General features: G+C 54.7%; 22 protein-coding genes and 1 pseudogene. 13 read left to right on the top strand and 10 right to left on the bottom strand.

The window, feature by feature from the left end:
- Nucleotides 1–6 precede the first annotated feature (6 nt).
- A pseudogene (locus ACMGGS_RS19875) lies at nucleotides 7–3,741 on the top strand (DUF6531 domain-containing protein); the annotation flags it as partial.
- 248 nt (nucleotides 3,742–3,989) lie between these two features.
- Here the strand turns inward: ACMGGS_RS19875 and pyk are convergent.
- Together pyk and ACMGGS_RS19865 are read right to left on the bottom strand one after the other, a co-directional pair.
- Nucleotides 3,990–5,432 carry a pyruvate kinase gene (gene pyk, locus ACMGGS_RS19870; RefSeq protein ID WP_176918876.1) on the bottom strand — a complete coding sequence of 481 codons (1,443 nt, stop codon included), beginning with the start codon at nucleotides 5,430–5,432 and terminating at the stop codon, nucleotides 3,990–3,992.
- A 105-nt stretch (nucleotides 5,433–5,537) separates the two neighbouring features.
- The gene (locus ACMGGS_RS19865) at nucleotides 5,538–6,428 is read right to left on the bottom strand and encodes a MurR/RpiR family transcriptional regulator (protein WP_414164054.1); all 891 of its coding nucleotides are present in this window, start codon (nucleotides 6,426–6,428) and stop codon (nucleotides 5,538–5,540) included.
- Nucleotides 6,429–6,785: 357 nt separating this feature from the next.
- Here ACMGGS_RS19865 and zwf point away from each other — a divergent pair, with 357 nt between their 5' ends.
- The 3 genes from zwf (at nucleotide 6,786) to kdgA (ending at nucleotide 10,971) form a co-directional block, all read left to right on the top strand.
- On the top strand, nucleotides 6,786–8,261 hold the full coding sequence (zwf, locus tag ACMGGS_RS19860; protein ID WP_414164053.1) for a glucose-6-phosphate dehydrogenase: 1,476 nt from the start codon (nucleotides 6,786–6,788) through the stop codon (nucleotides 8,259–8,261).
- 218 nt (nucleotides 8,262–8,479) lie between these two features.
- Nucleotides 8,480–10,291 (top strand): phosphogluconate dehydratase, encoded by a 1,812-nt coding sequence (gene edd, locus ACMGGS_RS19855; protein WP_414164052.1) that lies wholly within the window; start codon nucleotides 8,480–8,482, stop codon nucleotides 10,289–10,291.
- Between the two features lie 38 nt (nucleotides 10,292–10,329).
- A complete protein-coding gene (gene kdgA / locus ACMGGS_RS19850) occupies nucleotides 10,330–10,971 on the top strand; it encodes a bifunctional 4-hydroxy-2-oxoglutarate aldolase/2-dehydro-3-deoxy-phosphogluconate aldolase (protein WP_194206609.1) in 642 nt (213 codons plus the stop codon).
- A 34-nt stretch (nucleotides 10,972–11,005) separates the two neighbouring features.
- On the opposite strand, the gene purT is transcribed toward kdgA, so the two are convergent.
- On the bottom strand, nucleotides 11,006–12,184 hold the full coding sequence (purT, locus tag ACMGGS_RS19845; protein WP_414164051.1) for a formate-dependent phosphoribosylglycinamide formyltransferase: 1,179 nt from the start codon (nucleotides 12,182–12,184) through the stop codon (nucleotides 11,006–11,008).
- Nucleotides 12,185–12,325: 141 nt separating this feature from the next.
- On the opposite strand from purT, the gene ACMGGS_RS19840 reads away from it, so the two are divergent.
- The 4 genes from ACMGGS_RS19840 (at nucleotide 12,326) to ptrB (ending at nucleotide 15,959) form a co-directional block, all read left to right on the top strand.
- Nucleotides 12,326–12,613, top strand: a complete 288-nt coding sequence (locus ACMGGS_RS19840; RefSeq protein WP_414164050.1) for a YebG family protein — start codon at nucleotides 12,326–12,328, stop codon at nucleotides 12,611–12,613.
- A 79-nt stretch (nucleotides 12,614–12,692) separates the two neighbouring features.
- Nucleotides 12,693–13,052, top strand: coding sequence for a protein YebF (gene yebF, locus ACMGGS_RS19835; protein ID WP_414164049.1), 360 nt, complete (start codon nucleotides 12,693–12,695; stop codon nucleotides 13,050–13,052).
- A gap of 100 nt (nucleotides 13,053–13,152) precedes the next feature.
- A complete protein-coding gene (locus ACMGGS_RS19830; protein ID WP_414164048.1) occupies nucleotides 13,153–13,812 on the top strand; it encodes a tellurite resistance TerB family protein in 660 nt (219 codons plus the stop codon).
- Nucleotides 13,813–13,898: 86 nt separating this feature from the next.
- Nucleotides 13,899–15,959: an oligopeptidase B gene (ptrB, locus tag ACMGGS_RS19825; protein ID WP_414164047.1), complete on the top strand. Its 2,061-nt coding sequence runs from the start codon at nucleotides 13,899–13,901 to the stop codon at nucleotides 15,957–15,959.
- On the opposite strand, the gene exoX is transcribed toward ptrB, so the two are convergent.
- Together exoX and ACMGGS_RS19815 are read right to left on the bottom strand one after the other, a co-directional pair.
- The gene (exoX, locus tag ACMGGS_RS19820) at nucleotides 15,956–16,618 is read right to left on the bottom strand and encodes an exodeoxyribonuclease X (protein WP_414164046.1); all 663 of its coding nucleotides are present in this window, start codon (nucleotides 16,616–16,618) and stop codon (nucleotides 15,956–15,958) included. The two genes, ptrB and exoX, sit on opposite strands and share 4 nt — an antisense overlap.
- Nucleotides 16,619–16,651: 33 nt before the next feature.
- Complete coding sequence (locus ACMGGS_RS19815) at nucleotides 16,652–16,882, bottom strand: DNA polymerase III subunit theta (protein WP_176918866.1); 231 nt, start codon at nucleotides 16,880–16,882, stop codon at nucleotides 16,652–16,654.
- Nucleotides 16,883–17,018: 136 nt separating this feature from the next.
- Between ACMGGS_RS19815 and yobA the strand changes: the two genes are divergently transcribed.
- Genes yobA through ACMGGS_RS19800 form a run of 3 tightly spaced genes read left to right on the top strand, consistent with a single transcriptional unit; the run spans nucleotide 17,019 to nucleotide 18,622 of the window.
- Nucleotides 17,019–17,393: a CopC domain-containing protein YobA gene (gene yobA, locus ACMGGS_RS19810; protein WP_414164045.1), complete on the top strand. Its 375-nt coding sequence runs from the start codon at nucleotides 17,019–17,021 to the stop codon at nucleotides 17,391–17,393.
- Nucleotides 17,394–18,263: a copper homeostasis membrane protein CopD gene (gene copD, locus ACMGGS_RS19805; protein ID WP_414164044.1), complete on the top strand. Its 870-nt coding sequence runs from the start codon at nucleotides 17,394–17,396 to the stop codon at nucleotides 18,261–18,263.
- Between the two features lie 17 nt (nucleotides 18,264–18,280).
- Nucleotides 18,281–18,622: a YebY family protein gene (locus ACMGGS_RS19800; RefSeq protein ID WP_414164043.1), complete on the top strand. Its 342-nt coding sequence runs from the start codon at nucleotides 18,281–18,283 to the stop codon at nucleotides 18,620–18,622.
- Nucleotides 18,623–19,124: 502 nt separating this feature from the next.
- Here ACMGGS_RS19800 and ACMGGS_RS19795 read toward each other — a convergent pair.
- The 5 genes from ACMGGS_RS19795 to yebS all read right to left on the bottom strand — a co-directional run bounded on the left by ACMGGS_RS19795 (nucleotide 19,125) and on the right by yebS (nucleotide 25,175).
- Entirely contained in the window at nucleotides 19,125–19,316 is a 192-nt protein-coding gene (locus ACMGGS_RS19795; protein WP_194206616.1) for a YebW family protein, read from the bottom strand.
- A gap of 105 nt (nucleotides 19,317–19,421) precedes the next feature.
- Nucleotides 19,422–19,661, bottom strand: a complete 240-nt coding sequence (locus ACMGGS_RS19790) for a YebV family protein (RefSeq protein ID WP_194206617.1) — start codon at nucleotides 19,659–19,661, stop codon at nucleotides 19,422–19,424.
- A gap of 115 nt (nucleotides 19,662–19,776) precedes the next feature.
- Nucleotides 19,777–21,255, bottom strand: coding sequence for a 16S rRNA (cytosine(1407)-C(5))-methyltransferase RsmF (gene rsmF / locus ACMGGS_RS19785; protein ID WP_414164042.1), 1,479 nt, complete (start codon nucleotides 21,253–21,255; stop codon nucleotides 19,777–19,779).
- A gap of 34 nt (nucleotides 21,256–21,289) precedes the next feature.
- On the bottom strand, nucleotides 21,290–23,923 hold the full coding sequence (locus ACMGGS_RS19780; RefSeq protein ID WP_414164041.1) for an MlaD family protein: 2,634 nt from the start codon (nucleotides 23,921–23,923) through the stop codon (nucleotides 21,290–21,292).
- A complete protein-coding gene (yebS, locus tag ACMGGS_RS19775) occupies nucleotides 23,892–25,175 on the bottom strand; it encodes a membrane integrity lipid transport subunit YebS (protein ID WP_414164040.1) in 1,284 nt (427 codons plus the stop codon). Before yebS ends, ACMGGS_RS19780 begins: the two co-directional genes overlap by 32 nt.
- A 144-nt stretch (nucleotides 25,176–25,319) precedes the next feature.
- On the opposite strand from yebS, the gene ACMGGS_RS19770 reads away from it, so the two are divergent.
- Nucleotides 25,320–25,817 carry a GAF domain-containing protein gene (locus ACMGGS_RS19770; RefSeq protein WP_414164039.1) on the top strand — a complete coding sequence of 166 codons (498 nt, stop codon included), beginning with the start codon at nucleotides 25,320–25,322 and terminating at the stop codon, nucleotides 25,815–25,817.
- A gap of 98 nt (nucleotides 25,818–25,915) precedes the next feature.
- Nucleotides 25,916–26,602: an RNA chaperone ProQ gene (gene proQ / locus ACMGGS_RS19765; protein ID WP_176918855.1), complete on the top strand. Its 687-nt coding sequence runs from the start codon at nucleotides 25,916–25,918 to the stop codon at nucleotides 26,600–26,602.
- Nucleotides 26,603–26,616: the final 14 nt, after the last annotated feature.

Here is a 26,616-nt window from a genome sequence, read left to right as displayed (position 1 = left end):
GTGACCATGTATGAAGCAGCCCGGGTGGATGATCCCATCTACCACACCAGTGCGCTCGCCGGGTTTCTTATCGGTGCCATCATTGGCATCGCCATTATTGCGCTTGCTGCCTTTGCCTTCTTTACCTGCGGTTTTCTTGCCGGGCTGATTCTTGGATTCCTGGCCGACCAGATAGCCTCCGGGGTACTGCAACTGGGTGAGGCCATCGGGCGGTCGATGCACCACACGGCGGGAAGGATCCTTACCGGCTCGAAGAATGTCAGTACCAACAGCCGCCCGGCGGCGCGCGCAGTACTGAGTACGGTGAAATGCGATGACCATACCGCAGAAAAGCGTATCGCTCAGGGGTCGGGAAATATTTACATTAACAGCCAGCCCGCCGCCCGCAAGGATGACCATACCGAATGCGATGCGGTGATTGAAGATGGCTCGCCGAATGTGTTTCTCGGTGGTGGTACGCAGACGGTGCTGGAAATCAGTTCTGAAATCCCGGACTGGCTGCGCAAGGTGGTGGATGTACTGTTTGTGGTGGCGGGGCTGCTCGGCGGCCTGGCCGGGGCATGGCGGCAGGCAGCAAAGCTGGGGACGAAATTCGGCGCTAAATGCGCGGCAAAATTTATTGGCGGGCAGTTTGTGGGGATGGCGGTTTCGGATTTCGTCATCAGCGGGCTGTTCGGCAATCCGGTGGATGTAACCACCGGGCAGAAAATTCTGCTGCCGGAAACGGACTTCACCCTGCCGGGGCGTCTGCCGGTCACCTGTTCGCGTTTCTATGCCAGCCACCTGGAAACGGCAGGGCTGCTGGGGCGGGGCTGGCGGCTGAACTGGGAAACCAGCCTGCGGGAAGACGATGAACACATCACCCTGACTGGCGTACAGGGGCGGGAACTGAGTTACCCGAAGGCAATGCTTACGCCCGGTCATCAGGTTTTTGACCCGGAAGAACAGTTATATCTCAGCCGCCTGCATGACGGGCGCTATGTACTGCATTACACCGACCGCAGCTACTACGTGTTTGGTGATTTCGACAGCGACGGTATGGCATACCTGCTGTTTATGGAAACGCCGCACCGCCAGCGTATCGTCTTCGGGCGTGAGGAAGGCAGGCTGGTGCGAATGGCGTCCAGTAGCGGGCATCATCTGTTACTGCACCGCACCCGGACCCCGGCAGGGGAGCGGCTGTCGCGTATTGAACTGGTGCAGGGCGGTACCCGTGGTAACCTGGTGGAGTACCGCTACGACGATAACGGACAACTGACCGGCGTTGTGGACCGGGCAGGGACGCTGGTGCGGCAGTTTGCCTATGAAAACGGGCTGATGACAGCGCACAGCAATGCAGCGGGGTTCACCTGTCGCTACCGCTGGCAGGAACTCGACGGCGTTCCGCGCGTGACGGAGCACGACACCAGTGACGGCGAGCATTACCGCTTTGACTATGATTTTGCCGCAGGCACCACGACCGTTACCGGCAGGCAGGGGGAGAAATGGCAGTGGTGGTACGACAGGGATACATATATTACCGCGCACCGGACGCCAGGCGGTGGAATGTACCGCTTCACGTACAACGAGGACCACTTCCCCACGCAAACTGAACTGCCCGGTAATCGTACCGTGGCGTATGAATACGATACCCAGAACCGGGTGGTGAAGGTGACAGACCCGGAAGGGCGGGTGACGCAGACGCAGTGGAACGGCGAGTTTAACGAAATCACGCGCACGGCGCTGGATGACGGGCACATCTGGAAAACGCAGTACAACGCCCACGGCCAGCCGGTGGAGGAAACGGACCCGGAAGGTCGGGTGACGCAGTACGCTTACGATGAGCAGGGGCTGATGAGCAGCCGGACGGATGCGGCGGGCGGCACGGTGGTGACGGCGTTCGACAGCCGGGGGCAGATGACCCGGTATACCGACTGTTCAGGGCGCAGCACCGGGTATGAATATGATGAGGACGGCAACCTGACGCGGGTGACGGACGCGGAAGGAAAGGCGGTGCGCATTAGCTACAACCGGCAGGGGCTGCCGGAGACGGTGAACCATCCGGGGAAACAGCAGGACCGCTATACCTGGAATGCGCTGGGGCTGATGAGCAGCCACCGGCGCATCACGGGGAGCGTGGAGAGCTGGGATTATACGCCGCGCGGCCTGCTGGCGATGCACACGGATGAGGAAAAGCGGAAAACGCGATGGCAGTACACGCCGGAGGGACGGGTGGCCTCCCTGACCAACGGCAACGGGGCGCAGTACCGGTTCAGCCACGATACGGACGGCAGGCTGGTGCGTGAGGTGCGTCCGGACGGGCTGAGCCGCAGTTTCATCCTGAACGACAGCGGTTATCTGGCGGCGGTGCAGACTACGGGCACGCAGGGCGGTGTGCGCCGGGAAACGCAGCAGCGCGACAGGCTGGGCCGCCTGTTGCGAACGGAGAATGAACACTGTCAGCGCACGTTCAGCTATAACCGGCTTGACCAGATAACGGCCGTCACGCTGACGCCAACGGAGGCAGGGGAGCAGCAGCACCGGATGCAGGAAGATACGGTGCGTTTTGAGTATGACCGCAGCGGCTGGCTGACGGCGGAGCATACGGGGAGCGGGAGTATCACTTATCAGCGTGATGCGCTGGGCAACCCGACGGGTATCACGCTGCCGGACGGGCAGCATATCAGCCACCTGTACTACGGCAGCGGGCATCTGCTGGAGACGGCGCTGGACGGCATCACGGTGAGCGAGTATGAGCGTGACAGCCTGCACCGTCAGATAATGCGCACGCAGGGGCAGCTTGCGACATACAGCGGGTACAACGGGGACGGGCTGTTAAGCTGGCAGCGCAGCCTGCCACCCGCCTCCCGCCCCGGCAGTGACCTCTCTCACCCCGGCCAGCCCCCGGCGCGGCGTGACTGCGTGACGTCAAGGGACTACTACTGGAACAACCAGGGCGAGGTTGCCACCATTGACGACGGGCTGCGGGGCAGTCTGGTCTACAGCTATGACAGAAGCGGTTACCTGACCGGGCGCTCAGGCCAGATGCATGACCACGACCACTGGTATTATGATAAGGCGGGCAACCTGCTGGATGACGAATACCAGGGAGCGGTGATGAACAACCGGCTGCCGGGTTATGGTCGCGACCGTTACGGGTATAACGAGTGGGGCGAACTGACGGCGCGGCGGGGACAGGCGCTGGAGTGGAACGCGCAGGAGCAACTGACGCGGGTCATCAGCAGCAACATGGAGACCCGCTACCGCTACGATGCGCTGGGCAGACGAACCGGCAAGGCGACGTATGAGCGCCACACCGGGCGGACGGCGCGGAGCCGGACCACGTTTGTGTGGGAGGGGTTCAGGCTGTTGCAGGAGAATGTGCAGCAGCAGGGGTGGCGGACATACCTGTATGACACGGAGCAGCCGTACACCCCGGTGGCGTGCGTGACGGGCCGGGGAGAGGGACGGCAGGTGTGGTACTACCATACCGATGTGACGGGCACGCCGCAGGAGGTGACGGCAGCGGACGGGACGCTGGTGTGGGCGGGGTATAACAAAGGGTTTGGAGAGAATGCGGCGGATATCAGCAACAGCGGGGCATACTTTCACCAGCCGCTGCGTCTGCCGGGGCAGTATTTTGACGACGAGACGGGGCTGCATTACAATTTGTTCAGATATTATGCGCCGGAGTGCGGAAGGTTTGTAAGTCAGGACCCTATTGGGTTACAGGGGGGAATAAATCTTTATCAGTATGCGCCAATGGAAAAGGCGGTGCTATTAATTTAGAGTGGTTAAAACTAAGTTGGGGTGAATGGGGGTATTTTGATTGTCCTATTGTCTACGTTTATTTAGTGAAGCGTAGCACCTCAATTGATTTTGATAACTATTAAGTAAGAGTGTATCTGAGTTAGGTCTGGTACCTGGAAAGGTTGCTGCCGATGCGGGCGACAGGCAAGAGCGAGAGGAACGCCCGGCCAGCAGAACTGGCGGGCCTTCATATAATTATCTTACTGCACCGTCAAAATACGCGTCGTATTCGTCGTACCAATGGTGCTCATCACGTCGCCCTGGGTCACGATCACCAGATCGCCTGACACCAGATAGCCTTTATCGCGCAGCAGATTAACCGCGTCGGTAGCGGCGACAACGCCGTCATTGGCGCTGTCAAAATAGACCGGCGTGACGCCACGGTACAGGGCGGTCAGGTTCAGCGTGCGTTCGTGACGGGACATGGCAAAGATCGGCAGGCCAGAACTGATACGCGAGGTCATCAATGCGGTGCGGCCGGATTCGGTCATGGTAATGATTGCCGTCACACCTTTAGTGTGGTTGGCGGCATACATGGCCGACATGGCGATCGCTTCTTCAACGTTATCGAATTCAATGTCCAGGCGGTGTTTAGAGACGTTGATGCTCGGGATTTTCTCCGCGCCCAGGCAGACACGCGCCATCGCGGCGACGGTTTCTGATGGATACTGCCCGGCAGCGGTTTCCGCAGACAGCATCACGGCGTCGGTACCATCCAGAACGGCGTTTGCCACGTCCATCACTTCCGCGCGGGTCGGCATCGGGTTGGTGATCATCGACTCCATCATTTGCGTCGCGGTGATCACCGCGCGGTTCAACTGACGGGCACGGCGGATGAGCGCTTTCTGGATGCCAACCAGTTCCGGGTCGCCGATTTCAACGCCAAGATCGCCACGGGCAACCATCACTACGTCAGAGGCGAGGATAATGTCATCCATTGCATCCTGGGTTGCCACGGCTTCCGCACGTTCTACTTTGGAGACGATTTTCGCATCACAGCCTGCATCACGTGCCAGACGGCGAGCATAGTTCAGATCTTCGCCGCAGCGCGGGAAGGAGACGGCCAGATAATCCACGCCAATTTGCGCCGCAGTGACGATATCGGCTTTATCTTTTTCGGTCAGCGCTTCGGCGGACAGTCCGCCACCCAGCTTGTTGATGCCTTTGTTATTGGACAGTGGGCCACCCACGGTCACTTCGGTAAAGACTTTCAGCCCCTGGACTTCCAGCACCTTCAGTTGCACGCGGCCGTCGTCGAGCAGCAGGATGTCTCCTGGCACCACGTCGGAAGGCAAGCCTTTATAGTCGATGCCGACTTTTTCCTTATCGCCTTCGCCTTTGCCCAGATTGGCATCCAGCAGGAATTTATCCCCGATATTGAGGAACACTTTTCCTTCTTTAAACGTCGAAACGCGAATTTTAGGGCCTTGTAAGTCACCGAGAATCGCAACATGACGGCCAAGTTTGGCAGCAATTTCACGAACCTTATCGGCACGTAATTTATGGTCTTCCGGGGTGCCGTGCGAGAAATTCATTCGCACAACGTTAGCACCAGCGGCAATAACTTTTTCGAGGTTATTATCGCGATCGGTAGCCGGGCCTAACGTGGTAACAATTTTGGTTCTGCGAAGCCTTCTGGACATGTAATACTCCGTTGACTGAATCAATTTTTGGTGTTGCCTGAACAGGAATTCGGCGGTTCTGCGTTTAAACAACACTGCAAGAACTTAACCGAATGACGCAATAAGTTACAGCTTTGTTATCGTTTTCTTGGGAAGATCCCCATAAGTGTGTAGTGCTTTATCAAAACGCGATTCTTTTAACGCTTCTTTGACACGCTTCAAGTTATCTCTGAATTTTGCCCCACGACGCAAGGTAAATCCGGTAGCCAGCACGTCAATGACGGTCAATTGCGCTAATCGGGAAACCATAGGCATATAAATATCGGTATCTTCCGGTACGTCAAGGGTGATAGCCAGGGTTGCTTCGTGTGACAGCGGCGTGCCCGGAGAGGTAATTGCAATGACCATGGCGTCATTCTCACGCGCCAGTTGTGCCAGTTCGACCAGCGTTTTGGTGCGGCCCGTATGTGAAATCAACACTACGACGTCATCATCGCTACAATTCATACAGCTCATGCGTTGCAGAACAATGTCATCGGTATAGACGACCGGGACGTTAAAGCGGAAAAATTTATTCATCGCGTCATGGGCGACGGCGGCGGAGGAACCCAGCCCAAAGAAGGCGATTTTTTTTGCCTGGGTCAGAAGATCGACGGCGCGGTTGACGGCTGCCATATCCAGTGACTGACGCACATGATCGAGGCTCGCCATCGCCGATTCAAATATTTTCCCGGTGTAAGCCTCGACGCTATCGTCTTCATCCACATTGCGATTCACATAGGGTGTCCCGTTAGCGAGGCTTTGCGCAAGATGCAGTTTAAAATCGGGGAAGCCGCGGGTCTCCATGCTGCGACAGAAACGGTTGACGGTCGGCTCACTGACGCCGGCGTCCACCGCAAGCGCCGCGATGCTGGAATGGATGGCCTGTGCAGGGGCGGTGAGAATAATTTCCGCCACTTTACGCTCGGATTTGCTAAGGTGTTCCAGTTGAGACTGAATTTTTTCCAGCATATTCATTATTTACAGTGCGCTCACGGTGATAAAGGATCGCTTAATAAGTAGAATTGTCGTGTGTTTGAGCAAGAATATACCCCGCTGACCTCGAGAAGGGTGGAGAACAACAGCAAAATGGTGTTGTTTTTTTTCATTACATGATCGCGGTCGGATTTCAGGCACACAATTCCGGGCAAAAGTAACAGCAAAATTAGGGAGATGCCTAAAGCGCAGCCCACGCGTTTTCCCAATTATGCCTTTTACAGGCGCTTACCGGGGGCAAGGGTTTCAGGATATTGGTAAACACAGTACAGTGCAGTGTAAGAAAATTACAAGTAAGACCTGGCATAAGTACCAGGATGTCCAATTGAGGAGAATGACATGGCGGTAACGCAAACGGCTCATGCATGTGATTTGGTCATATTCGGGGCGAAAGGTGATCTGGCACGTCGCAAATTGCTGCCTTCCCTGTATCAGCTCGAAAAAGCAGGCCAAATTCATGATGACACCCGTATTCTGGGCGTAGGACGGGCGGACTGGAATAAAAAAGCTTATACCAGCGTTGTCCGTGAGGCGCTGGAAACCTTCATGAAAGAAAAAATCGATGAGAGCCTGTGGGATAAGCTCAGCGCCCGTCTGGATTTCTGCACGTTGGATGTCAATGATACGGCGGCTTTTTCCCGTCTGGGGAAAATGCTGGATCAGGAAAATCGCGTCACGATTAACTACTTTGCTATGCCGCCGGATACCTTTGGTGCCATTTGTAAAGGGCTGGGCAAGGCGAAGTTAAATGCGAAACCGGCGCGCGTGGTGATGGAAAAGCCGTTGGGCACCTCGCTGGAAACCTCTCGCGATATCAACGACCAGGTCGGTGAGTATTTCGAAGAGTGCCAGGTCTATCGTATTGACCATTACCTCGGTAAAGAGACGGTACTTAACCTGCTGGCGCTGCGCTTTGCCAACTCGCTCTTTGTAAATAACTGGGATAATCGCACCATCGACCACGTTGAAATTACCGTGGCGGAAGAGGTGGGGATTGAAGGCCGCTGGGGCTACTTTGATCAGGCCGGTCAGATGCGCGATATGATCCAGAACCATCTGCTGCAAATTCTGTGCATGATAGCGATGTCGCCGCCAGCCGATTTGAGCGCGGACAGCATTCGTGATGAGAAAGTGAAGGTGCTGAAGTCACTGCGTCGCATTGACCGTACCAACGTGCGCGAAAAAACGGTGCGCGGTCAATATACCGCCGGATTCGCACAGGGCAAAAAAGTACCGGGTTATCTGGAAGAAGAGGGCGCGAATAAATCCAGCCATACGGAAACGTTCGTGGCGATCCGCGTCGACCTCGACAACTGGCGTTGGGCAGGCGTGCCGTTCTATCTGCGTACCGGTAAACGTCTGCCGACCAAATGTTCTGAAGTGGTGGTCTATTTTAAAAATCCGGAACTCAATTTGTTCAAAGAGTCGTGGCAGGAACTGCCGCAGAACAAGCTGACTATTCGTCTGCAACCGGACGAAGGGGTCGATATCCAGATCCTCAACAAAGTACCGGGCCTGGATCACAAGCATAACCTGCAAACCACCAAGCTTGACCTGAGCTATTCCGAAACCTTCAACGAAACGCATCTGGCGGACGCGTATGAACGCCTGCTGCTGGAAACCATGCGCGGGATTCAGGCGTTGTTTGTGCGTCGTGATGAAGTGGAAGAGGCGTGGAAATGGGTGGATTCTATTACCGAAGCCTGGGCTGCCGATCAGGATGCACCAAAACCGTATCAGGCGGGCACCTGGGGGCCGGTTGCTTCGGTCGCGATGATCACCCGTGATGGTCGTTCCTGGAACGAGTTCGAATAATCCTTGGGGGTTATTTTACCGGTAACATGATCTAACTCAGATTGTCGGCGATTTTCGAACATTTAAGCCCTGCGTGGATTTCCCCGCAGGGCTTTTTTTATTACACTACTCCCAGTAATTTACCTCTGAGCTGCGCTAGCCCTGCCGATATGCTATTTATCACGTAGTGAAAATCCGCTTACGGCGCCGCTAACAAGATTAAATATTAAGGAGCTTTTATGAATCCTGATTTGTTACGGGTAACAAAACGAATTATTGAACGTTCACATAAGACACGCTCTGCCTATCTCGATCGCATTGACGCGGCCAAAAGCAGTACCGTACAACGTTCAACGCTGGCCTGCGGCAACCTGGCACATGGTTTTGCCGCCTGCCAGCCGGATGACAAAGCGTCCTTAAAAAGTATGCTGCGCAATAACATTGCCATCATCACCTCCTATAACGATATGCTGTCAGCACATCAGCCCTATGAACACTACCCGGAGATTCTGCGCAAGGCGCTGCACGAGGCGAATGCGGTCGGGCAGGTGGCGGGTGGCGTACCGGCAATGTGTGACGGTGTCACGCAGGGCCAGGACGGGATGGAGCTTTCATTGCTGAGCCGTGAAGTCATTGCTATGTCGGCGGCGGTAGGGCTGTCGCATAACATGTTTGACGGTGCGCTATGGCTTGGCGTGTGCGACAAAATTGTTCCCGGTCTGGCGATGGCGGCGCTCTCTTTTGGTCATTTGCCGTCGGTGTTTATTCCGTCGGGGCCGATGGCCAGCGGTCTGCCAAATAAAGAAAAAGTCAGGATCCGCCAGCTTTATGCCGAAGGTAAGGTTGACCGGATGGCGCTGCTGGAGTCAGAGGCTGCGTCATATCATGCGCCAGGCACCTGTACTTTTTATGGTACGGCGAACACCAATCAGATGGTGATTGAGTTTATGGGGATGCAATTACCCGGCTCCTCATTCATTCAGCCCGATGCTCCCCTGCGCGAAGCGTTAACGTCTGCCGCCGCGCGGCAGGTGACGCGTCTGACCAGTAACGGCGCGGAATACATGCCGCTGGGTAAAATGATCGACGAAAAGGTAGTGGTCAACGGGATTGTGGCGTTGCTGGCAACAGGCGGTTCTACCAACCACACCATGCATCTGGTGGCGATGGCGCGGGCGGCAGGCATTCTCATTAACTGGGATGACTTCTCCGATCTTTCCGCCATCGTGCCGCTGATGGCGCGGTTGTATCCTAACGGTCCGGCAGATATTAATCATTTCCAGGCCGCAGGTGGCGTGCCGGTGCTGGTCCGCGAACTGCTGAAAGGCGGTTTGCTGCATGAGGATGTCAACACCGTCGCGGGCTTTGGACTTTCTCGCTATACGCTGGAGCCGTGGCTTAACGAAGGTAAGCTGGAATGGCGGGAAGGCGCAGAGGCTTCGCTGGACGCCAGCATTATTGCCTCCATTGATAAGCCCTTTTCTCAGCATGGCGGCACGAAAGTGATGAGCGGCAATCTGGGACGTGCGGTAATGAAAACGTCTGCAGTGCCGGTTGAAAATCAGGTCATTGAAGCGCCAGCCGTGGTTTTTGAAAGTCAGCATGACGTGCTGCCTGCTTTTGAAGCTGGTCTTCTGGATAAGGACTGCGTTGTGGTGGTTCGCCATCAGGGACCGAAAGCGAACGGCATGCCAGAATTACATAAACTTATGCCGCCACTTGGTGTATTATTGGACCGCTGTTTCAAAATTGCGTTAGTGACCGATGGCCGCCTTTCTGGCGCGTCGGGTAAAGTGCCCTCGGCCATTCATGTGACGCCGGAAGCGTATGACGGTGGACTGCTGGCAAAAGTATGTGATGGCGATATGATCCGCGTGAACGGACAGACGGGCGAGCTGACGCTGCTGGTCGATGAACAGGAACTTGCGAGCCGACAGCCGCATATTCCTGACCTGAGCGCACTGCGTGTGGGGACGGGGCGTGAACTGTTTAGTGCACTGCGTGAGAAGCTATCCGGTGCCGAGCAGGGGGCAACCTGCATCACTTTTTAAGATGATAAATTTGTAATTCTGGCGAGAGAAAAAGTCTGATGAAAAACTGGAAAACAAGTGCAGAAGCAATCCTGACCACCGGTCCGGTTGTACCGGTTATCGTAGTGAACAAGCTGGAACACGCTGTCCCGATGGCGAAAGCGCTGGTTGCAGGCGGCGTGCGCGTGCTGGAAGTGACGCTGCGTACCGCGTGTGCGATGGATGCTATCCGCGCCATTGCTAAAGAGGTCCCGGATGCCATCATCGGTGCCGGTACCGTATTGAATGCACAGCAACTGGCAGAAGTGACCGAGGCAGGCGCGCAGTTCGCCATCAGCCCCGGCCTGACCGAGCCGCTGCTGAAAGCGGCAACCGAAGGAACGATTCCGCTGATCCCGGGGATCAGCACCGTTTCTGAATTGATGCTGGGGATGGACTACGGTTTGAAAGAATTTAAATTCTTCCCGGCGGAAGCTAACGGCGGCACGAAAGCGCTGCAGGCTATTGCTGGCCCGTTCTCCCAGGTCCGTTTCTGCCCGACAGGTGGTATTTCTCCGGCTAACTACCGTGATTACCTGGCACTGAAAAGCGTGCTGTGTATTGGCGGTTCCTGGCTGGTGCCGGCGGATGCGCTGGAAGCGGGTGATTATGACCGCATTACCAAACTGGCGCGTGAAGCCGTTGAAGGCGCGAAGCAGTAAGTCAACGATGACGGGCGCTTACGCGCCCGTTTCTTTATCCCGCTACCTTGATTTTTGCCGCCGCCGTTTTTGCCCGTGCGATGGCGTCTTCAACATTCTCACCGGTTGCCAGCGTCACGCCTAAACGACGCGTGCCTTCAATCTCCGGCTTACCAAACAGACGCACCTGCAAGCCTGCGCCGGTGGCTTCCTCAACGTGACTAAACGTAATGTTCTGGCTGGTCAACTGCGGCAGGATCACCGCCGACGCTGCCGGGCCATACTGACGGATGCCGCCCACCGGCAGGCCGAGGAAAGCGCGAACGTGCAGGGCAAACTCTGACAGATCCTGGGAGATTAACGTCACCATCCCGGTATCGTGCGGACGCGGTGAAACCTCGCTGAAGACGATCTCGTCGCCGCAGACAAAAAGCTCCACGCCAAACAGACCAAAACCGCCGAGCGCCAGCACCACCTCGCGGGCGATGGTGTGCGCCCGCTCCAGCGCAAGCTGGCTCATCTGCTGGGGTTGCCATGATTCGCGATAATCGCCATCTTCCTGGCGGTGCCCTACAGGCGCACAGAAATGGACGCCATCCACCGCGCTCACAGTCAGCAGGGTGATTTCAAAATCAAAATTCACCACCCCTTCAACGATGACACGTCCCGCTCCGGCACGCCCCCCCTGTTGGGCATAGCGCCAGGCGTCGCTGAGCTGATCTTCAGTACGAATAAAAGATTGCCCTTTACCAGACGAACTCATCACCGGTTTTACAATGCAGGGCAGGCCGATTTCGCGCACGGCCTGCACAAAATTTTCTTCATTATCGGCAAAACGATACGCCGAGGTGGGAAGCGATAACGTTTCCGCCGCCAGCCGACGGATACCTTCGCGATTCATCGTCAACTGCGTGGCGCGGGCGCAGGGAACCACTTTCTTTCCGCTCTGCTCCAGTTCAATCAGCATATCGGTCGCAATGGCTTCAATCTCCGGCACGATATAATCCGGTTTTTCGGCTTCGACCAGCGCCCTCAGCGCCTCACCGTCCAGCATATTAATGACGTGCGCACGGTGTGCGACGTGCATCGCGGGGGCGTTGGCGTAGCGATCAACCGCAATCACCTCCAGTCCCAGGCGCTGACATTCAATCGCCACTTCTTTTCCTAATTCGCCGGAGCCTAATAACATCACGCGGGTGGCTGCCGGGCGCAGCGCGGTACCTAATACAATCATCACTTTTTCCCTTCAACGCATTTGTGCGCAGTATAAACGAAAACGTTTGCGTCTGTCTTTGCCGGGATGCTATTCACCAATTGATTCACTAAAAGTGAGGTGCTATACTGTATAAAATTACAGTGATATGGGGCTGCAAAAATGGCGGTTGAAGTTAAATACGTTGTGATCCGTGAAGGTGAGGAAAAAATGTCTTTTGCCAGCAAAAAGGAAGCCGATGCCTATGACAAAATGCTCGATCTGGCGGAAGTATTGGGCAACTGGCTTGGCCAGTCGCCGGTAACGCTGGAAGACGAGCAACGCGAAAGCATGGCGATGTGGCTTGCCGAACAAAAAGATGTTCTCGCTAATCTGCTGAAGGCGGGAAAATTACCTGCGCCAAAAGCCGTGACTGAGGATGCGCCCGCGAAACGGACTAAAGCAGCGTAATAGCCACTTGCACTCCCGCCGTTTTGTACCATGCTTTTTCTTTAACCCCAATGTAACAATGGGTCTTAAGGAGAAAACAATGAATAAGCGTGGAGCGTTTTTCTGTCTGCTACTGTTGGCCGGGAGTGCATCAGTGCATGCGGTAAGTCAGGATCCGCATTCAAAGACGGTTAAATTTCCCAACTGTGAAAAGCTGGATGCGGATGGTATCGCGGCAAGCGTGAAACGTGACTATCAGCAAAACCGCATTGTCCGCTGGGCTGAAGATCGGCAGAAAATCGGCCAGGCCGATCCGGTGGTGTGGGTAGACAACAATGAAATCAAGGGTGAGAAAGGCAAGTGGAAAGTGCCGATCACTGTTCGGGGTAAGAGTGCAGATATCCACTATCTTGTGCAGGTTGATTGCGCCGCAGGCAGTGCCAGCTATCAGAGCCGGTAGTCGACAGTAATTTGCGCACTTTTTGGCGGCTTGACAATTTCTGACGTCCCTTCGCTTACTCTGAACTTATCGTTATCAGGTAACTGAAGGGATCATCCGTATGGCAAACTGGCTTAATCAGCTACAGTCTCTCCTGGCGCAAAATGGCGTCTCTTCCTCCTCCTCTGGTGCCCAGGGGCTGAACAAGCTCCTGGTACCCGGTGCGCTTGGCGGCCTTGCCGGTCTGCTGGTCGGTAATAAATCATCTCGTAAACTTCTCAGTAAATATGGATCTGGCGCGTTGTTAATGGGCGGCGGCGCAGTTGCCGGGACCGTGTTATGGAATAAATACAAAGATAAGATCCGCGAAGCGCATCAGGAAGAACCGCAGTACGGCAGGCAAAGCACACCGCTGGATAAGCGGACGGAGCGACTCATTCTGGCTCTGGTATTTGCCGCTAAGAGCGACGGGCATATTGACGACCGCGAGCGGGAGGCTATTGAGCTGCAGATGCGTGAAGCGGGTGTCGAAGAGCAGGGTAGAGCGCTGGTGGTACAAGCCATGGACCAGCCTCTTGATCCGCAGCGACTAGCACGTGATGTGCCGAATGAAGAAGAAGCCCTCGAGTTATACTTCCTCAGTTGTGCGGCTATCGATGTCGATCATTTTATGGAGCGTAGCTATCTTAGTGCCCTCGGTGATGCACTGAAAATACCTCAGGAGGTGCGTAACGGGGTGGAACAGGATCTTAAGCAGCAAAAACAGGCGCTTCCTGAGTAATTCGTGCGGAAAGTGCCGGCGTTTCGCTTGCATCGCTGGCGTCTTTTGCCACCCTTATAGGATGTAAAACGCAAAAGAACCGAGCTATGCCACCAAAAGCCAGACGTATACCGCACAACATGAACCTTCACGGCGACACGCGCACCGATGATTACTATTGGCTGCGCGATGACACGCGCTCAAATCCTGAGGTCCTTGATTACCTTCAACAGGAAAATAGCTACGGTCATCGGGTGATGGCCTCGCAGCAGGGGCTTCAGGATCGCATTTTGCAGGAAATTGTCGCGCGTATTCCGCAGCGTGAGGTTTCTGCTCCCTGGACCCGAAACGGCTATCGTTACCGGCATATTTACGAACCTGGTTGTGAATACGCTATCTATCAGCGTCAGTCGGTACTGCTTGCGGAATGGGATGAGTGGGAGCTACTGCTGGATGCTAATAAACGCGCGGCGCACAGCGAGTTTTACACGCTCGGTGGCATGGCGGTTTCTCCGGATAATACCATCATGGCGCTGGCGGAAGATTATTTATCGCGCCGTCAATACGGCCTGCGTCTGCGTAATCTGCAAACCGGTAACTGGTATCCGGAATTGCTGGATAACATCTCCCCCGATTTCGTCTGGGGCAACGATTCGCTGACGCTTTATTATGTGCGTAAACATCCGGTCACGCTGCTGCCGTACCAGGTCTGGCGACATATGGTCGGAACCTCATCGGCATCGGACGAACTGATTTACGAAGAGCACGATGAAACCTTTTACGTCGGCCTGCATAAAACCACCTCGCAGCATTTCATCGTGATTTATCTCTCCAGCGCCACCACCAGTGAGATTTTGCTGCTGGACGCGTCGCTGGCTGACGCGCAGCCTCAACCTTTTCTGCCGCGCCGCAAAGATCACGAATACAGCATCGATCATTATCAGCATAAATTTTATATTCGCTCGAACCGCGAGGGTAAAAACTTCGGTCTTTACCGCAGTCGCGTGCGTGATGAACGGCAATGGGAAGTGCTGATCCCGGCGCGGGAAGACATCATGCTGGAGGGATTTACCCTCTTTACCGACTGGCTGGTGGTGGAGGAGCGCCAGCGAGGGCTGACCAGCCTGCGGCAAATTAATCGTAAAACCCGGGAAGTGACCGGCATCGCCTTTGACGATCCGGCGTATGTCACCTGGCTGGCTTACAATCCGGAGCCGGAAACGTCACGTCTGCGCTATGGCTATTCATCAATGACCACGCCCGATACGCTGTTTGAACTGGATATGGATACTGGCGAACGTCAGGTATTGAAGCAATCAGAGGTGGCTGGTTTTGACAGTAGCCTCTATCGCAGCGAGCATTTGTGGATCACCGCGCGTGATGGCGTAGAAGTCCCTGTGTCGCTGGTTTATCACCGGCAGCATTTCCGCAAAGGTAAAAATCCGCTTCTGGTCTACGGCTACGGTTCGTATGGGACCAGTATGGATGCCGATTTCAGCAGTAGCCGCCTGAGCCTGCTTGATCGTGGTTTTGTTTTCGCTATTGCGCATGTACGCGGCGGCGGTGAACTGGGGCAGCAGTGGTACGAAGAAGGTAAATTCCTGAAAAAGAAAAATACCTTTAACGACTACCTTGATGTCTGCGATGCGTTGCTCAGACAGGGCTACGGCGACCCGACATACTGTTTTGGCATGGGGGGCAGTGCGGGCGGTATGCTGATGGGCGCGGCCATTAACCTGCGTCCGGACCTGTTTCGCGGGGTGATTGCTCAGGTGCCGTTTGTCGATGTAGTGACCACCATGCTGGATGAATCTATCCCGCTCACCACCGGTGAGTTTGAAGAGTGGGGCAACCCGAAAGACGAAACGTATTATCACTATATGAAAAGCTACAGCCCTTACGACAATGTCGACGTGAAGGCCTATCCGCATTTGCTGGTGACAACGGGGCTGCATGATTCACAGGTGCAGTACTGGGAACCGGCCAAGTGGGTGGCGCGGCTGCGCGAGTTGAAAACCGATGAAAATTTGCTGCTGCTATGTACTGATATGGACTCCGGGCACGGCGGCAAGTCCGGGCGCTTTAAGAGCTATGAGGGTGTCGCTATGGAGTACACGTTCCTCATCGCTCTCGCCCAGGGCACGCTGCCCGGAAAAGCAGAGCGTTAGGCTTTGTCGAGATAGTGCTTGAGCGTCAGGCGCATTTCCGGACTCATTCGGTCGAGATTATTGAACAGCCAGCGCAGATAGCCCGGATCGCGCTTGGCGACTTCAGCGACCGGTTTACCGCGATATTTTCCGAAGCTGAACGTTGAAATAAGCCCCGGACGCCCGGTCACTTCGACCATTTCTTCCGGCGTCCACCCCGAAGTGTTAATAATATCGATAAGCAACGCGGCTGTGATATAGCAATCATACAGCGCACGGTGGTGATGCAGTCCCGCCGGTGTCTGCACGCTCAGATTCCGCGATTTATACAGACCGATGTTGCTGTATTTAATCCCAGGCCACAGGCGACGCGCCATTTTCATAGTGCAAATCCACTCACCGTTCATCTCGGGTAATACCCGGCGATCAAAACTGGCGTTGTGCGCGACATACCACGTGCTACCCTGATAAAACGGCAGAACGTCTTCAATCCATGGCTTGTCGGCGACCATCGCTTCAGTGATCCGGTGGATAGCCATTGCCTGCGGGCTGATGGGGCGATCCGGGCGAACCAGATGGCTCATGGGATTGGTGATCTTTCCATCCACCACGTCCACCGAAGCGATTTCAACCACTCCTCCCTGCAAATCGCAGGTTTCGGTATCAATAACGCGCAGCATGGTTTACTCCTGAATTAGCATAAAAAATCGCGCTTATTTTGCTTTGGGTTCCCACGGCAAGCGAGACAAATTGACGGACGCAAGGCGGTGGGCGATCAGCCGTTCGCGAAACCAGTCGCGTAAATGTTCGGGCTGCTCTCGCTCCACCACTTCGGCAACGATCGGCATATTGTAGCGCTCTTTAAACGCCACGGAAGCGGCCGCCAGGTCAACGTTGATTTTATCCATTTCCTGCTGGGAAAGCTGGGCCAGATTGGTTTGCATCGGTCTCTCCTTTTTCAAACACGCAAAAGTTACTAAGACTGCCGCAGAATAACAAGCCTGCCGATGACTATTCTCGACTAAGGCATTATACAGCGTTATTCTTTGATGCAATTACATAACAAAAAGGAATGGCATAATGGCCTTTACCACCACTTCTGTGCGTAACACTGTGCTTATGCTGGCGATAGTATTAACATCACCTGCTGTTTTGGCTCATGCCCATCTTAAACATCAATATCCGGCTGCCGATGCGGAGGTTGCCGCAGCACCGCAGGCGCTGACGCTTAATTTCTCTGAAGGCGTGGAAGCCAGCTTCAGCGGCGTAACGTTAACCGGACCGGCGCAAGCGGTTATCGACACCGGTAAAGCAAAGCGTAATGAAAAAGATCAAACCCAGCTGATTGTTCCGCTGAATCAGCCGCTCAAACCGGGGCAGTATACCGTTGACTGGCATGTCGTGTCCGTCGACGGGCATAAGACGCAGGGGCAATATCACTTTAGCGTGAAATAAATGCTGGACCTGGCGTGGGTTGGGCTGCGTTTTTTACACTTTACGGCGCTGATGTTGGCGTCTGGCTGGGCGTTCTTCAGCGCGTGGCTGGCCCACGAGACAATCCGCCAGCGCCTCGCCCGCCGTTTTCGTTTACCGATCCGCCTTCTGCTTGCGTTTAACGCGATAACCGCGCTGCTGTTATTAATGGTGCAGGGAGGCATGATGGCCGGCGGCTGGCCGGATGTCTGGCGGCCCGACGTTTGGTGGGCGGTGATTGGCACCCGGTTTGGTAATATCTGGCTCTGGCAAATTGTGCTGAGCGGGGTAACGCTGGCAATTGCCGTAATGCGGCCCCGGCGCAAACTTGCTTTATTGTTAGTGCTGCTCTGCGCCCAGTTAATTCTGCAGGCAAGTACCGGCCACACGGCGATGCACAGCGGGGTGACCGGACTGCTGCATCGGGCAAATCATGCGCTGCATTTAGTGTGTGCCTCAGTCTGGCTCGGCGGGTTGTTGCCTTTTGTGTATTGCCTGCGCCTGGCGAACGGGCGTTGGCGGCAGCCCGCTATCTATACCATGATGCGCTTTTCGCGCTATGGGCATCTGGCGGTGGCGGGGGTGCTGCTTACCGGCGTTAACAACGCCTGGCTTGTGCAGGGTACGTTGCTAAGCGCGTCAGACTATGGTCGCGCAGTGTTGTTGAAATGTGCGCTTGTCGTGCTGATGGTGGCTATTGCGCTGGTGAACCGTTATGTTCTGGTACCCAGAATGAAGCGTGATAACGCGCGGGTACAGACTTTTTTTATTCGTATGACTCACGCTGAAATGGTCCTCGGCGCACTGGTGCTGGTTACCGTTAGCGTGTTCTCGACATGGGAACCTTTTTGAATAACCTGGCGAAAACTATGAAAAAAATTGTGATCTCTGCTGTTTTACTGGCGACGTCAGCCGCGGCGCTGGCTGCGCCCGGTCTGATTACCGTCAGCCGTTTTGATATAGGTAAAGATAAATGGGCGTTCGATCGTGAAGAAGTGATGCTGACGTGCCGACCTGGCAATGCGCTGGTCGTCATTAACCCTTCGACGCTGGTGCAATATCCGCTGAACGATGTTGCTGAGCAGCAGATCAAAGCCGGTAAGATGAGCGGGCAACCGTTAAGCGTGATTCAAATTGACGACCCGAAACATCCAGGGCAAAAAATGAGTCTGGCTCCGTTTATTGAACGAGCACAAAAACTCTGCCAGTAACGGGAAATATCTGCCTGATTTCCAGTAAAAAAACCGCATGCTTATCTTTATGAAAAGCTGCGGTTTTTTTCTTTTTTGACGCTGATGACAGGGGCTTTTTCTGGTCGTTTTTGCGGCAGACTGGAAAACCTGGCACGGTCAACTATTCTTATAAGGCATGGCGACTAAGCCTGCATTAATGCCAACTTTTAGCGCACGGCTCTATCCCAAGAGCCATTTCCCTGGACCGAATACAGGAATCGTATTCGGTCTCTTTTTATCTGGTTGAATACGCCGGGCTTTTTTGAACCGTCCCTCTAAATGCCCTGAAAATCGCCTGGATTTTCTGTATTCGGTGTAAACCATAGCATACTCGGCCCCACGTGCGTCTACTCTTTTTCGGCACATTAGCCATTTTTTATAGCCAGAAGGCAATGAGTATCTGCGCGCATAGCGGCGTTGAGCACACTATCAGAGAGGGCCAGTAAATGACCCGGAGTGAAAAGCGGGGAGGAAGAGACAATTAAAAGTCGCTATATTCCTGAGCCGGACGCCAGAAACCATCAATGAATTCTTCTACGGGATAGCACCCGCCGTGGCGCAGCCGCTGATCGTGCATTGCCACGATACATTGCTGCTCGGTATTGTAGACATCTACCACGATGTCATCACAGCCGCCATCCAGATAACAAATAAACAATACCAGTGCGTACATCCTGTCCTCAGGCCTGCAAAATATAAACTAAGTGTAGGGGATGAAACGATGCGGGGGAAAGGTCAGAGAATAAATAACCCGCCTCATGGACGGGTTCATTATGGGTCAGGCAAGACGCATTACCCATGAATCGGTCTGTTGATCATAATGCTCGCGATAAAGAACGGAATGCTCCCCGTCAAGAATAGCCGGAACGCTGGTATCGGCATCCCAGGCATCGAGCTGCATACATAAATCCGGGTCTGAGCTACAAGGGATCACTAACGTTCGCTCACCCTGGACATCCCCTTTCAGTTCAGCATCTTCAATCTCGAAGGCACCGATACGCACATTGGTTTTCGTCATATTGCTCTCCGTTGATCCGCTAAAAACGTGGTACGACCAGTTCTGCCGCCCATCTTTTAGCGTAGTCAACGGCACTAAAATAGCCAGTCAGAAGATGCTTAATCTCTGCGTCTCGTCACGAGCTGGCTGCAAACAATCGCCCGTCGCGCACCAGCTCACGAGGATAACTGTTTTTCAAACGCGACCCGATTTTTTTCGCCAGCCCCAGCGGGAAACCCTGAAATGTCACCAGCACATCGGCTGTGGTCGGGGAGTGCTGCGGATAAACATCCCGACCGCGATACCACTCTTCAGCTTCTGCTGCGGTGAGTTCAAACGGCATTTTTTCGCGGTCGGCGAGGGCAATAACCGCCTCATGCTGCCAGCGAAACCCTTTATTGTGAGTTTCGGCAAGCTTAAGACCGATGCGTGAAAAACGGACCTGACCCAACATGGATTCTACATCGACGGGGAAAAGCCAGATCTCTTTATCGCGTTGCCACAGTTTATGGCTGTTGCCCCAGTGAAGACCAACGCTGCTGGCGGCATCGATCGCCTGCGCGGCCTCGCGAGTTTTCATCGGTATAAAAGGGAATTTGCCTACTTTATACCCTGGCGCAGGCAGTGCCTCGATGGCGGCGGTTTTACGTAGCCGGGCGACAAAGAAGCCTTCACAGTCAAAAATTTGCGGGAAGACGTGCAGAAAACCTTCCGGGGTAAGTGCATCTGTGGCCTGAGGGAAAAGATCGCCCAGTGGGGCAACCTCGACGGCCTGTGGAAAGCGCGCCAGCAGCCACTGCACCACGTTTTCGTTCTCCTGCGGGTTCAGGGTGCAGGTGGAGTAAACCAGCGTGCCGCCGGGGCGCAGAGCATGAAACGCGCTTTCTATTAGCTCGCGCTGGGTGGCGGCGATATCGAGATTGCTGTCCGGGGACCAGTTTTTTAACGCATCCGGATCTTTGCGTACCACGCCTTCACCAGAGCAGGGTGCATCCAGCAGGATGGCATCAAAGGCTTCCGGCAGGGCGGCACCAAAGACGCGCCCGTCAAAATGGGTCAGGGCGACATTACTAATGCCGCAGCGGCTGAGGTTGGCATGCAGCACTTTCACCCGGCTGGCAGAAAACTCGTTTGCCAGAATGACGCCCTGATTGCTCATCCGGGCCGCGATCTGCGTAGTTTTAGAACCTGGTGCGGCGGCAACGTCCATGACGCGCATCGGTGCTGCGCCATCAGCAAAAAGGGCCGCGACAGGTAGCATTGAGCTGGCTTCCTGAATGTAAAACAGCCCGCTGAGATGCTCTGCCGTGCTGCCGAGGGGTAATGCGTCTTCATCCTCACGCTCGATCCAGAAACCTTCTGCGCACCAGGGAACCGGCGTTAGTTGCCAACTGTACGGCGCAACCAGCATCAGAAAATCTGCCACGGAAATTTTAAGCGTGTTTACCCGGATACTGCGGCGCAGGGGGCGCTGGCAGGCAGCTATAAAATCATCGAATGACAGATGCGCAGGCATGATCGCCCGCATTTGCGTCAGAAATTCATCAGGGAAGAAGACAGAATGGGTAGACACGGCGCACACCAGAGAAAAAAACGGGTGCGCAGTGTACCACATTTGCTCCGGCGCAGGTACGCCGGAGCAGGGACGGTTAACGCGGCAGGGCTGTTCCCCACTGATGCCACTCTTTCGGCTCGCTTTCCTGCAACAGGAAGTGTTTACCTTCCTGCGCTTTCGGCGACAGCGGCGTCCCCGGCGGGGTCGCAAAAGCAATACCGCCGCGAATGAACTGATTGAAGGTCCCGGTTTTCACCATGCCGCCGGTAATGCCGAAGTCCAGGGTGTAGCCGGAAGCCAGCCAGAAGACCGAATTATTGCGCACCAGATGCTGATAGCGTTTACTGATGCGCAGATTGATCATAATGCGGTCTGAAAGCGAGCCGAGGGTCATTCCGGTCACTGTACCGACTTCAATACCACGGAACAGCACCGGTGTACCGATATTCAGTGAACCCGCTTCCGGCGCTTCCACCACCAGACTCAGTCCATCAAGATAGCGTGAATCAGTGATCGTGGCTTCCTGAAGTTCAAACTCGCGGCGGGCATTGCCCTGACCCGGTTCAACGTTGATATAGGGCTGCAACAGGGTATCCAGATGCTCAACTCCGCCGGCAGAAATCTGCGGTGTCACCACCGAGAAGCGGGTGCCCGCCCTGGCGAAAGTTTGCATATATTCCGGATAGAGTACCGCTTTAGCCTGCACTTCATTGCGCGAGGTGATGAGGTTCAGCGTCTGAACCTGGCCAATATCAATACCTAAATAGCGGATTGGCATCCCGGCGGCCAGCTTACCGGCATCAAAGGCATGCAGCGTGATTTGTCCACCCACCGCGCGTGCTTCGTTCTCTGACGCGTAGAGAATACGTTTATCGCCTTTACGCAGCCCGCCGCCCGCGCCGCTCAGATTATCAAAGCTGATCGCTCCTTTAATGGCGCGAGAGAGCGGGGAAGCCTGAACCGTCAGGCCGCTGCCGTTGAGCTGCACTTTCGCGCCGCCTTCCGCCCAGAAGACGCTGTCTTTGGTGAGCAGGTTTTGATATTCCGGCTTCACGTGAAGTTCAATGTCAAAGGCGTTGGCGCGCGGACGCACGGTGATAACTTCGCCCACTTCAAATTTGCGATACAACACCACTGATCCGGGTTGCACGTCAGGTAACGTATTGGCGGTAAGGGTCAACGTCGTGGTTGGCAAATCGCTCAGGCTATTTTCCAGCGCTTTTTCCAGATTCGCGTACAGCGGATAGCTGGATTTCATTTCCCCTTTCTTGCCCGGCAAAATGCGCACGCCACCGCTGACCCACTCGCTGGCGCTGGCACCCAGAAATTCAACGCCGTCCAGGCCGACTTTGACATCAACGCGGCTGTTCACCACGAATTTGCTATCGCCGTGGACTAAATCGCGATACTGCGGATCGACCGCGACGGCAAACGAAACGCCTTTATCGGAAAGCTTGCGCTCAAGCACCTGACCAATCTGCACGCCGTGGAGGATCAGCGGCTGCCCGATATCGATACCATAACTTTCCGGCGCAGTCAGCGTCAGCGTCAGCACGTTAGGCTCTTGTAATAGCGTTTTGTTAGCCGGGAGCACCACAAAGTGATCGCGCGGTTTACCTTCGCCGGGCACCAGCTCAAAGGTGCTGCCGGTGAGCAGAGAACTGACGCTGGCGTTGTCCAGTGACAGCTTCGGACTGCGCAGTTCAATGCGCGTTTTTTCCCGCAGCAGATTGACTACGCTCGGATCAACGGTCATTTCACCGCTGACGGCACCACCGGGATCAAGCGTGATTTTACTCAGCTCGCCGACTTCCAGCCCCTGATACATCAGGCGAGTAGAACCCGCTTTCAGGCCACTACCGCTGGGCAGGTCGAGCTTGACCAGTACACCGCGTTGACTGTGCGCCAGATCTTCATACAGACCAAATTCATCGTTTTGCGTTGCCGGTTTGGAACCTTCCGGTGAGTCGAAGGCAATTGCCCCGTTGACCAGCGCCGCCAGGCTTTCAAGCTGAATGTTCGCGCCGCTAAAATCCACATCCGCTTTAACGCCCGATACGTTCCAGAAGCGACTGCCTTTTTTCACCAGATTAGTGAAACGCCGTTCAATCAGAACATCAACGGTCACGCCTTCTTTATTGGTATTGATGGCATAATCGTAGACCCGGCCCACCGGGATCTTACGGAAATAGACCAGCGAACCGCTGTTCAGTGAACCCAGATCCGGTGCGTGCAGATGAATCATTAGCTCACCGTTATTCAGGCGATATTTCGGCTGGGTATCCAGGGCGGTAAAATGGTCTTCCGGTTCACCTTTACCGGGCATCATACCGATGTAGTTACCGCCGACCAGCGCATCAAGCCCCGAGACGCCTGCCAGAGAGGCTTTCGGCGTAATTAGCCAGAACTGCGTTTCGCTACGCAGCGCATCTTTCATATCGCTTTTGATGCTGGCTTTGACTTCAATCTTTTTCAGATCGTCACTCAGGCGAATTTCCTGTACCGTACCGATTTCCACCCCCTGATAGCGCACTGGGGTTCGGCCAGCCACAATGCCGTCAGCGGACATAAAATCGATAGTGACCGTAGTGCCACGATCCTCATACGTGTTCCAGATTAACCAGCCAGCGATCAGCAATGCGATCACCGGTAGCAGCCAGAATGGCGAAATACGCCGTTTTGTTTTAATTCGCGCTTCAGTCGTCGAAGCGGGCGTTTCCTGACTCATGTGCATCCCAAAGTAAGCGGCTGTCCAGCCATTCAACAGCAAGAATAGTCAAAATTACCGCTGCGCCGAAATAAAACGCAGCTGGCCCCATGGTAAACGCGAGTAACTGGTCGCGGTTAATAAGCGACATCGTCAGCGAAATAACAAATAAATCCAGCATCGACCAACGGCCGATCCAAATCACCATGCGCAGAAGATTGATGCGTAGCCTCAGCCCATGCGCCCATTTAAAATGAATGCTAACGAGTAGTGTGAACAGCACAATGACCTTGGTAAAGGGCACCAGGATACTGGCGACAAACACCACGGCTGCGACGGCGACATTACTACTGGCAAGCGAAAGGATGCCTGAGAAAATCGTATCCTCCTGACGTCCGCCGTTAAGATAAATAACGGAGATAGGCAGCAGGTTAGCAGGCAGCAAAAAGATTAGCGAGGCGATTAACGCGGCCCAGCACTTTTGCAGGCTGTGACGGCGACGCAGGCGCAGTGGTATATGGCATCGCGGGCAACGGCCACGTTCGTCCGGCAGGCCGGTAAAATGACATCCCAGACACACGCGCAGATTTTCATGCGCGCGGATAGCCGGGCGCGTGGGGTAAAAACGCTCCCAAAGCTGCTCAATGTTGAGGTGAATTAGCGTCAAAATACTCAGTAGCATCAGTGAAATGAACGCCAGCAGGCCGATACCCGGTTGCAGAAAGGCGTAATCCTGGACTTTAATCGCCGCCACGCCAATGCCCACCAGATAGATATCCAGCATTACCCACTCTTTGAGTTTGTCCAGCATCAGCAGTACCGGGCGCAAATTCATCCCCAGTACGTTGCCCAGCCACAGATAAGCGATAGCGCAGACCAGCACCAACGGCGCGGCAACGGTGCAAAATAGCACCATCGCCGCCGTGATAGGATCGCCCATCTCCTTCATCTGCCAGATCCCCTGAAGCACGTTGGCGTCAATACGAATGCCCAGCAGATAGACCCGTAGTAGCGGTTCGCTCCAGGCAAAGGGCATGAGCAGCAGCATGGCAATCGCCATCGCCCCCAGGCGGGTGAGTGACCAGTCGCGGCCGTCGCGGATCTTCGCTTCACACTGCGGACAGTACGCGCTCTGGTGCGATTTCATCACCGGCAACATAAAAAGCGTATCGCATTGCGGGCAACGTTGATAATGTGCGCGAGGCAGCGGATCGCTAACCGAATGTACGATAATTTTTTTTGTCGGTGTAATCGTGTTTGCTTTAAGTGCCATTTAGTGAGAACAGGAATGAATATATGAAACTATATTAACTCATGAATGGGATTCACCTTGAGCATAAACGCATTTAATGCTTATTTTATAGGGCAAAGAGTCGGGCGAAGAACCGACATCCGGATGAATACAAATGGTTGGATAATGAACAAAACAGAATTTTACGCGGATCTGAACCGTGATTTAAAGGCATTAATGGCAGGTGAAACCAGTTTTCTGGCGATTCTTTCCAATACCAGCGCGCTGCTTTTTGAGCGCCTGGAAGGGGTAAACTGGGCCGGATTTTATTTGCTGGAAGGGGAAACCCTGGTCTTAGGGCCTTTCCAGGGCAAAATTGCCTGTGTGCGTATTCCGGTGGGACGGGGCGTGTGTGGCACCGCCGTTGCTGAAAACCGCATCCAGCGGGTTGAAGATGTCCACGCCTTTGCCGGCCACATCGCGTGCGATTCCGCCAGCAATGCTGAAATTGTCCTGCCGCTGACGGTAGAAAATCAGATTATTGGCGTTCTGGATATCGACAGCACCGTCTTCTCGCGCTTCACCGCCGAGGATGAACAGGGGCTGAGCGAACTGGTCGGGCATCTTGAGAAGCTGCTTGCTGCCAGTGATTATCAAAAATTCTTTGCCCTCAAAGCAGGATAATCAACGGATAACGTAGCAATTACCGATAGCGTCATTATAATGACGCCTGTTCATGCCTGCGGGCTTGTTGGCTACGTCCGTTGTAATCAGGAAATTTCATGGAAAATCAACCTAAGTTGAATAGCAGTAAAGAAGTTATCGCTTTTCTGGCCGAACGTTTTCCTCAGTGCTTCAGTGCTGAAGGGGAAGCGCGTCCGCTTAAAATCGGCATTTTTCAGGATCTGGTCTCCCGCGTTGAAGGTGAAATGAGCCTCAGCAAGACCCAGCTCCGTTCTGCCCTGCGTCTGTACACCTCAAGCTGGCGCTATCTGTACGGCATTAAAGCTGGCGCGACGCGTGTCGATCTCGACGGCAACGCCTGCGGCGAACTTGAAGAGCAGCACGTGCTTCACGCTCGTCAACAGCTGGAAGAAGCCAAAGCACGCGTGCAGGCCCAGCGTGCTGAGCAGCAGGCGAAGAAACGTGAAGCCGCAGGTGAAGGCCAGCAGGCTACCGATGCACCGCGTCGCGAGCGTAAGCCACGTCCTCAGGTGCGCCGCAAAGAAGAGGGTGAGCGCAAACCTCGCGCCGCCAAACCTGCTCCTAAAGCGCAGCCTGTGGCTCGTGAAGAAAAACTCACTCCAGTTTCAGATCTGTCTACGTTGTCCGTAGGCCAGTCGCTGAAGGTGAAGGCAGGGAATAACGCCATGGATGCCACCATCCTGGAAATCACCAAAGATGGCGTTCGAGTACAGCTGACGTCTGGTATGTCAATGATTGTACGCGCAGAACACCTGGTGTTCTGAAACGGAGGCCAGGC

The organism is Superficieibacter sp. BNK-5 (assembly GCF_047456055.1).
Taxonomy (GTDB): domain Bacteria; phylum Pseudomonadota; class Gammaproteobacteria; order Enterobacterales; family Enterobacteriaceae; genus Superficieibacter.
Note: the sequence above shows the minus strand (reverse complement) of the source record. Positions and strands in the feature narration are given on the sequence as shown.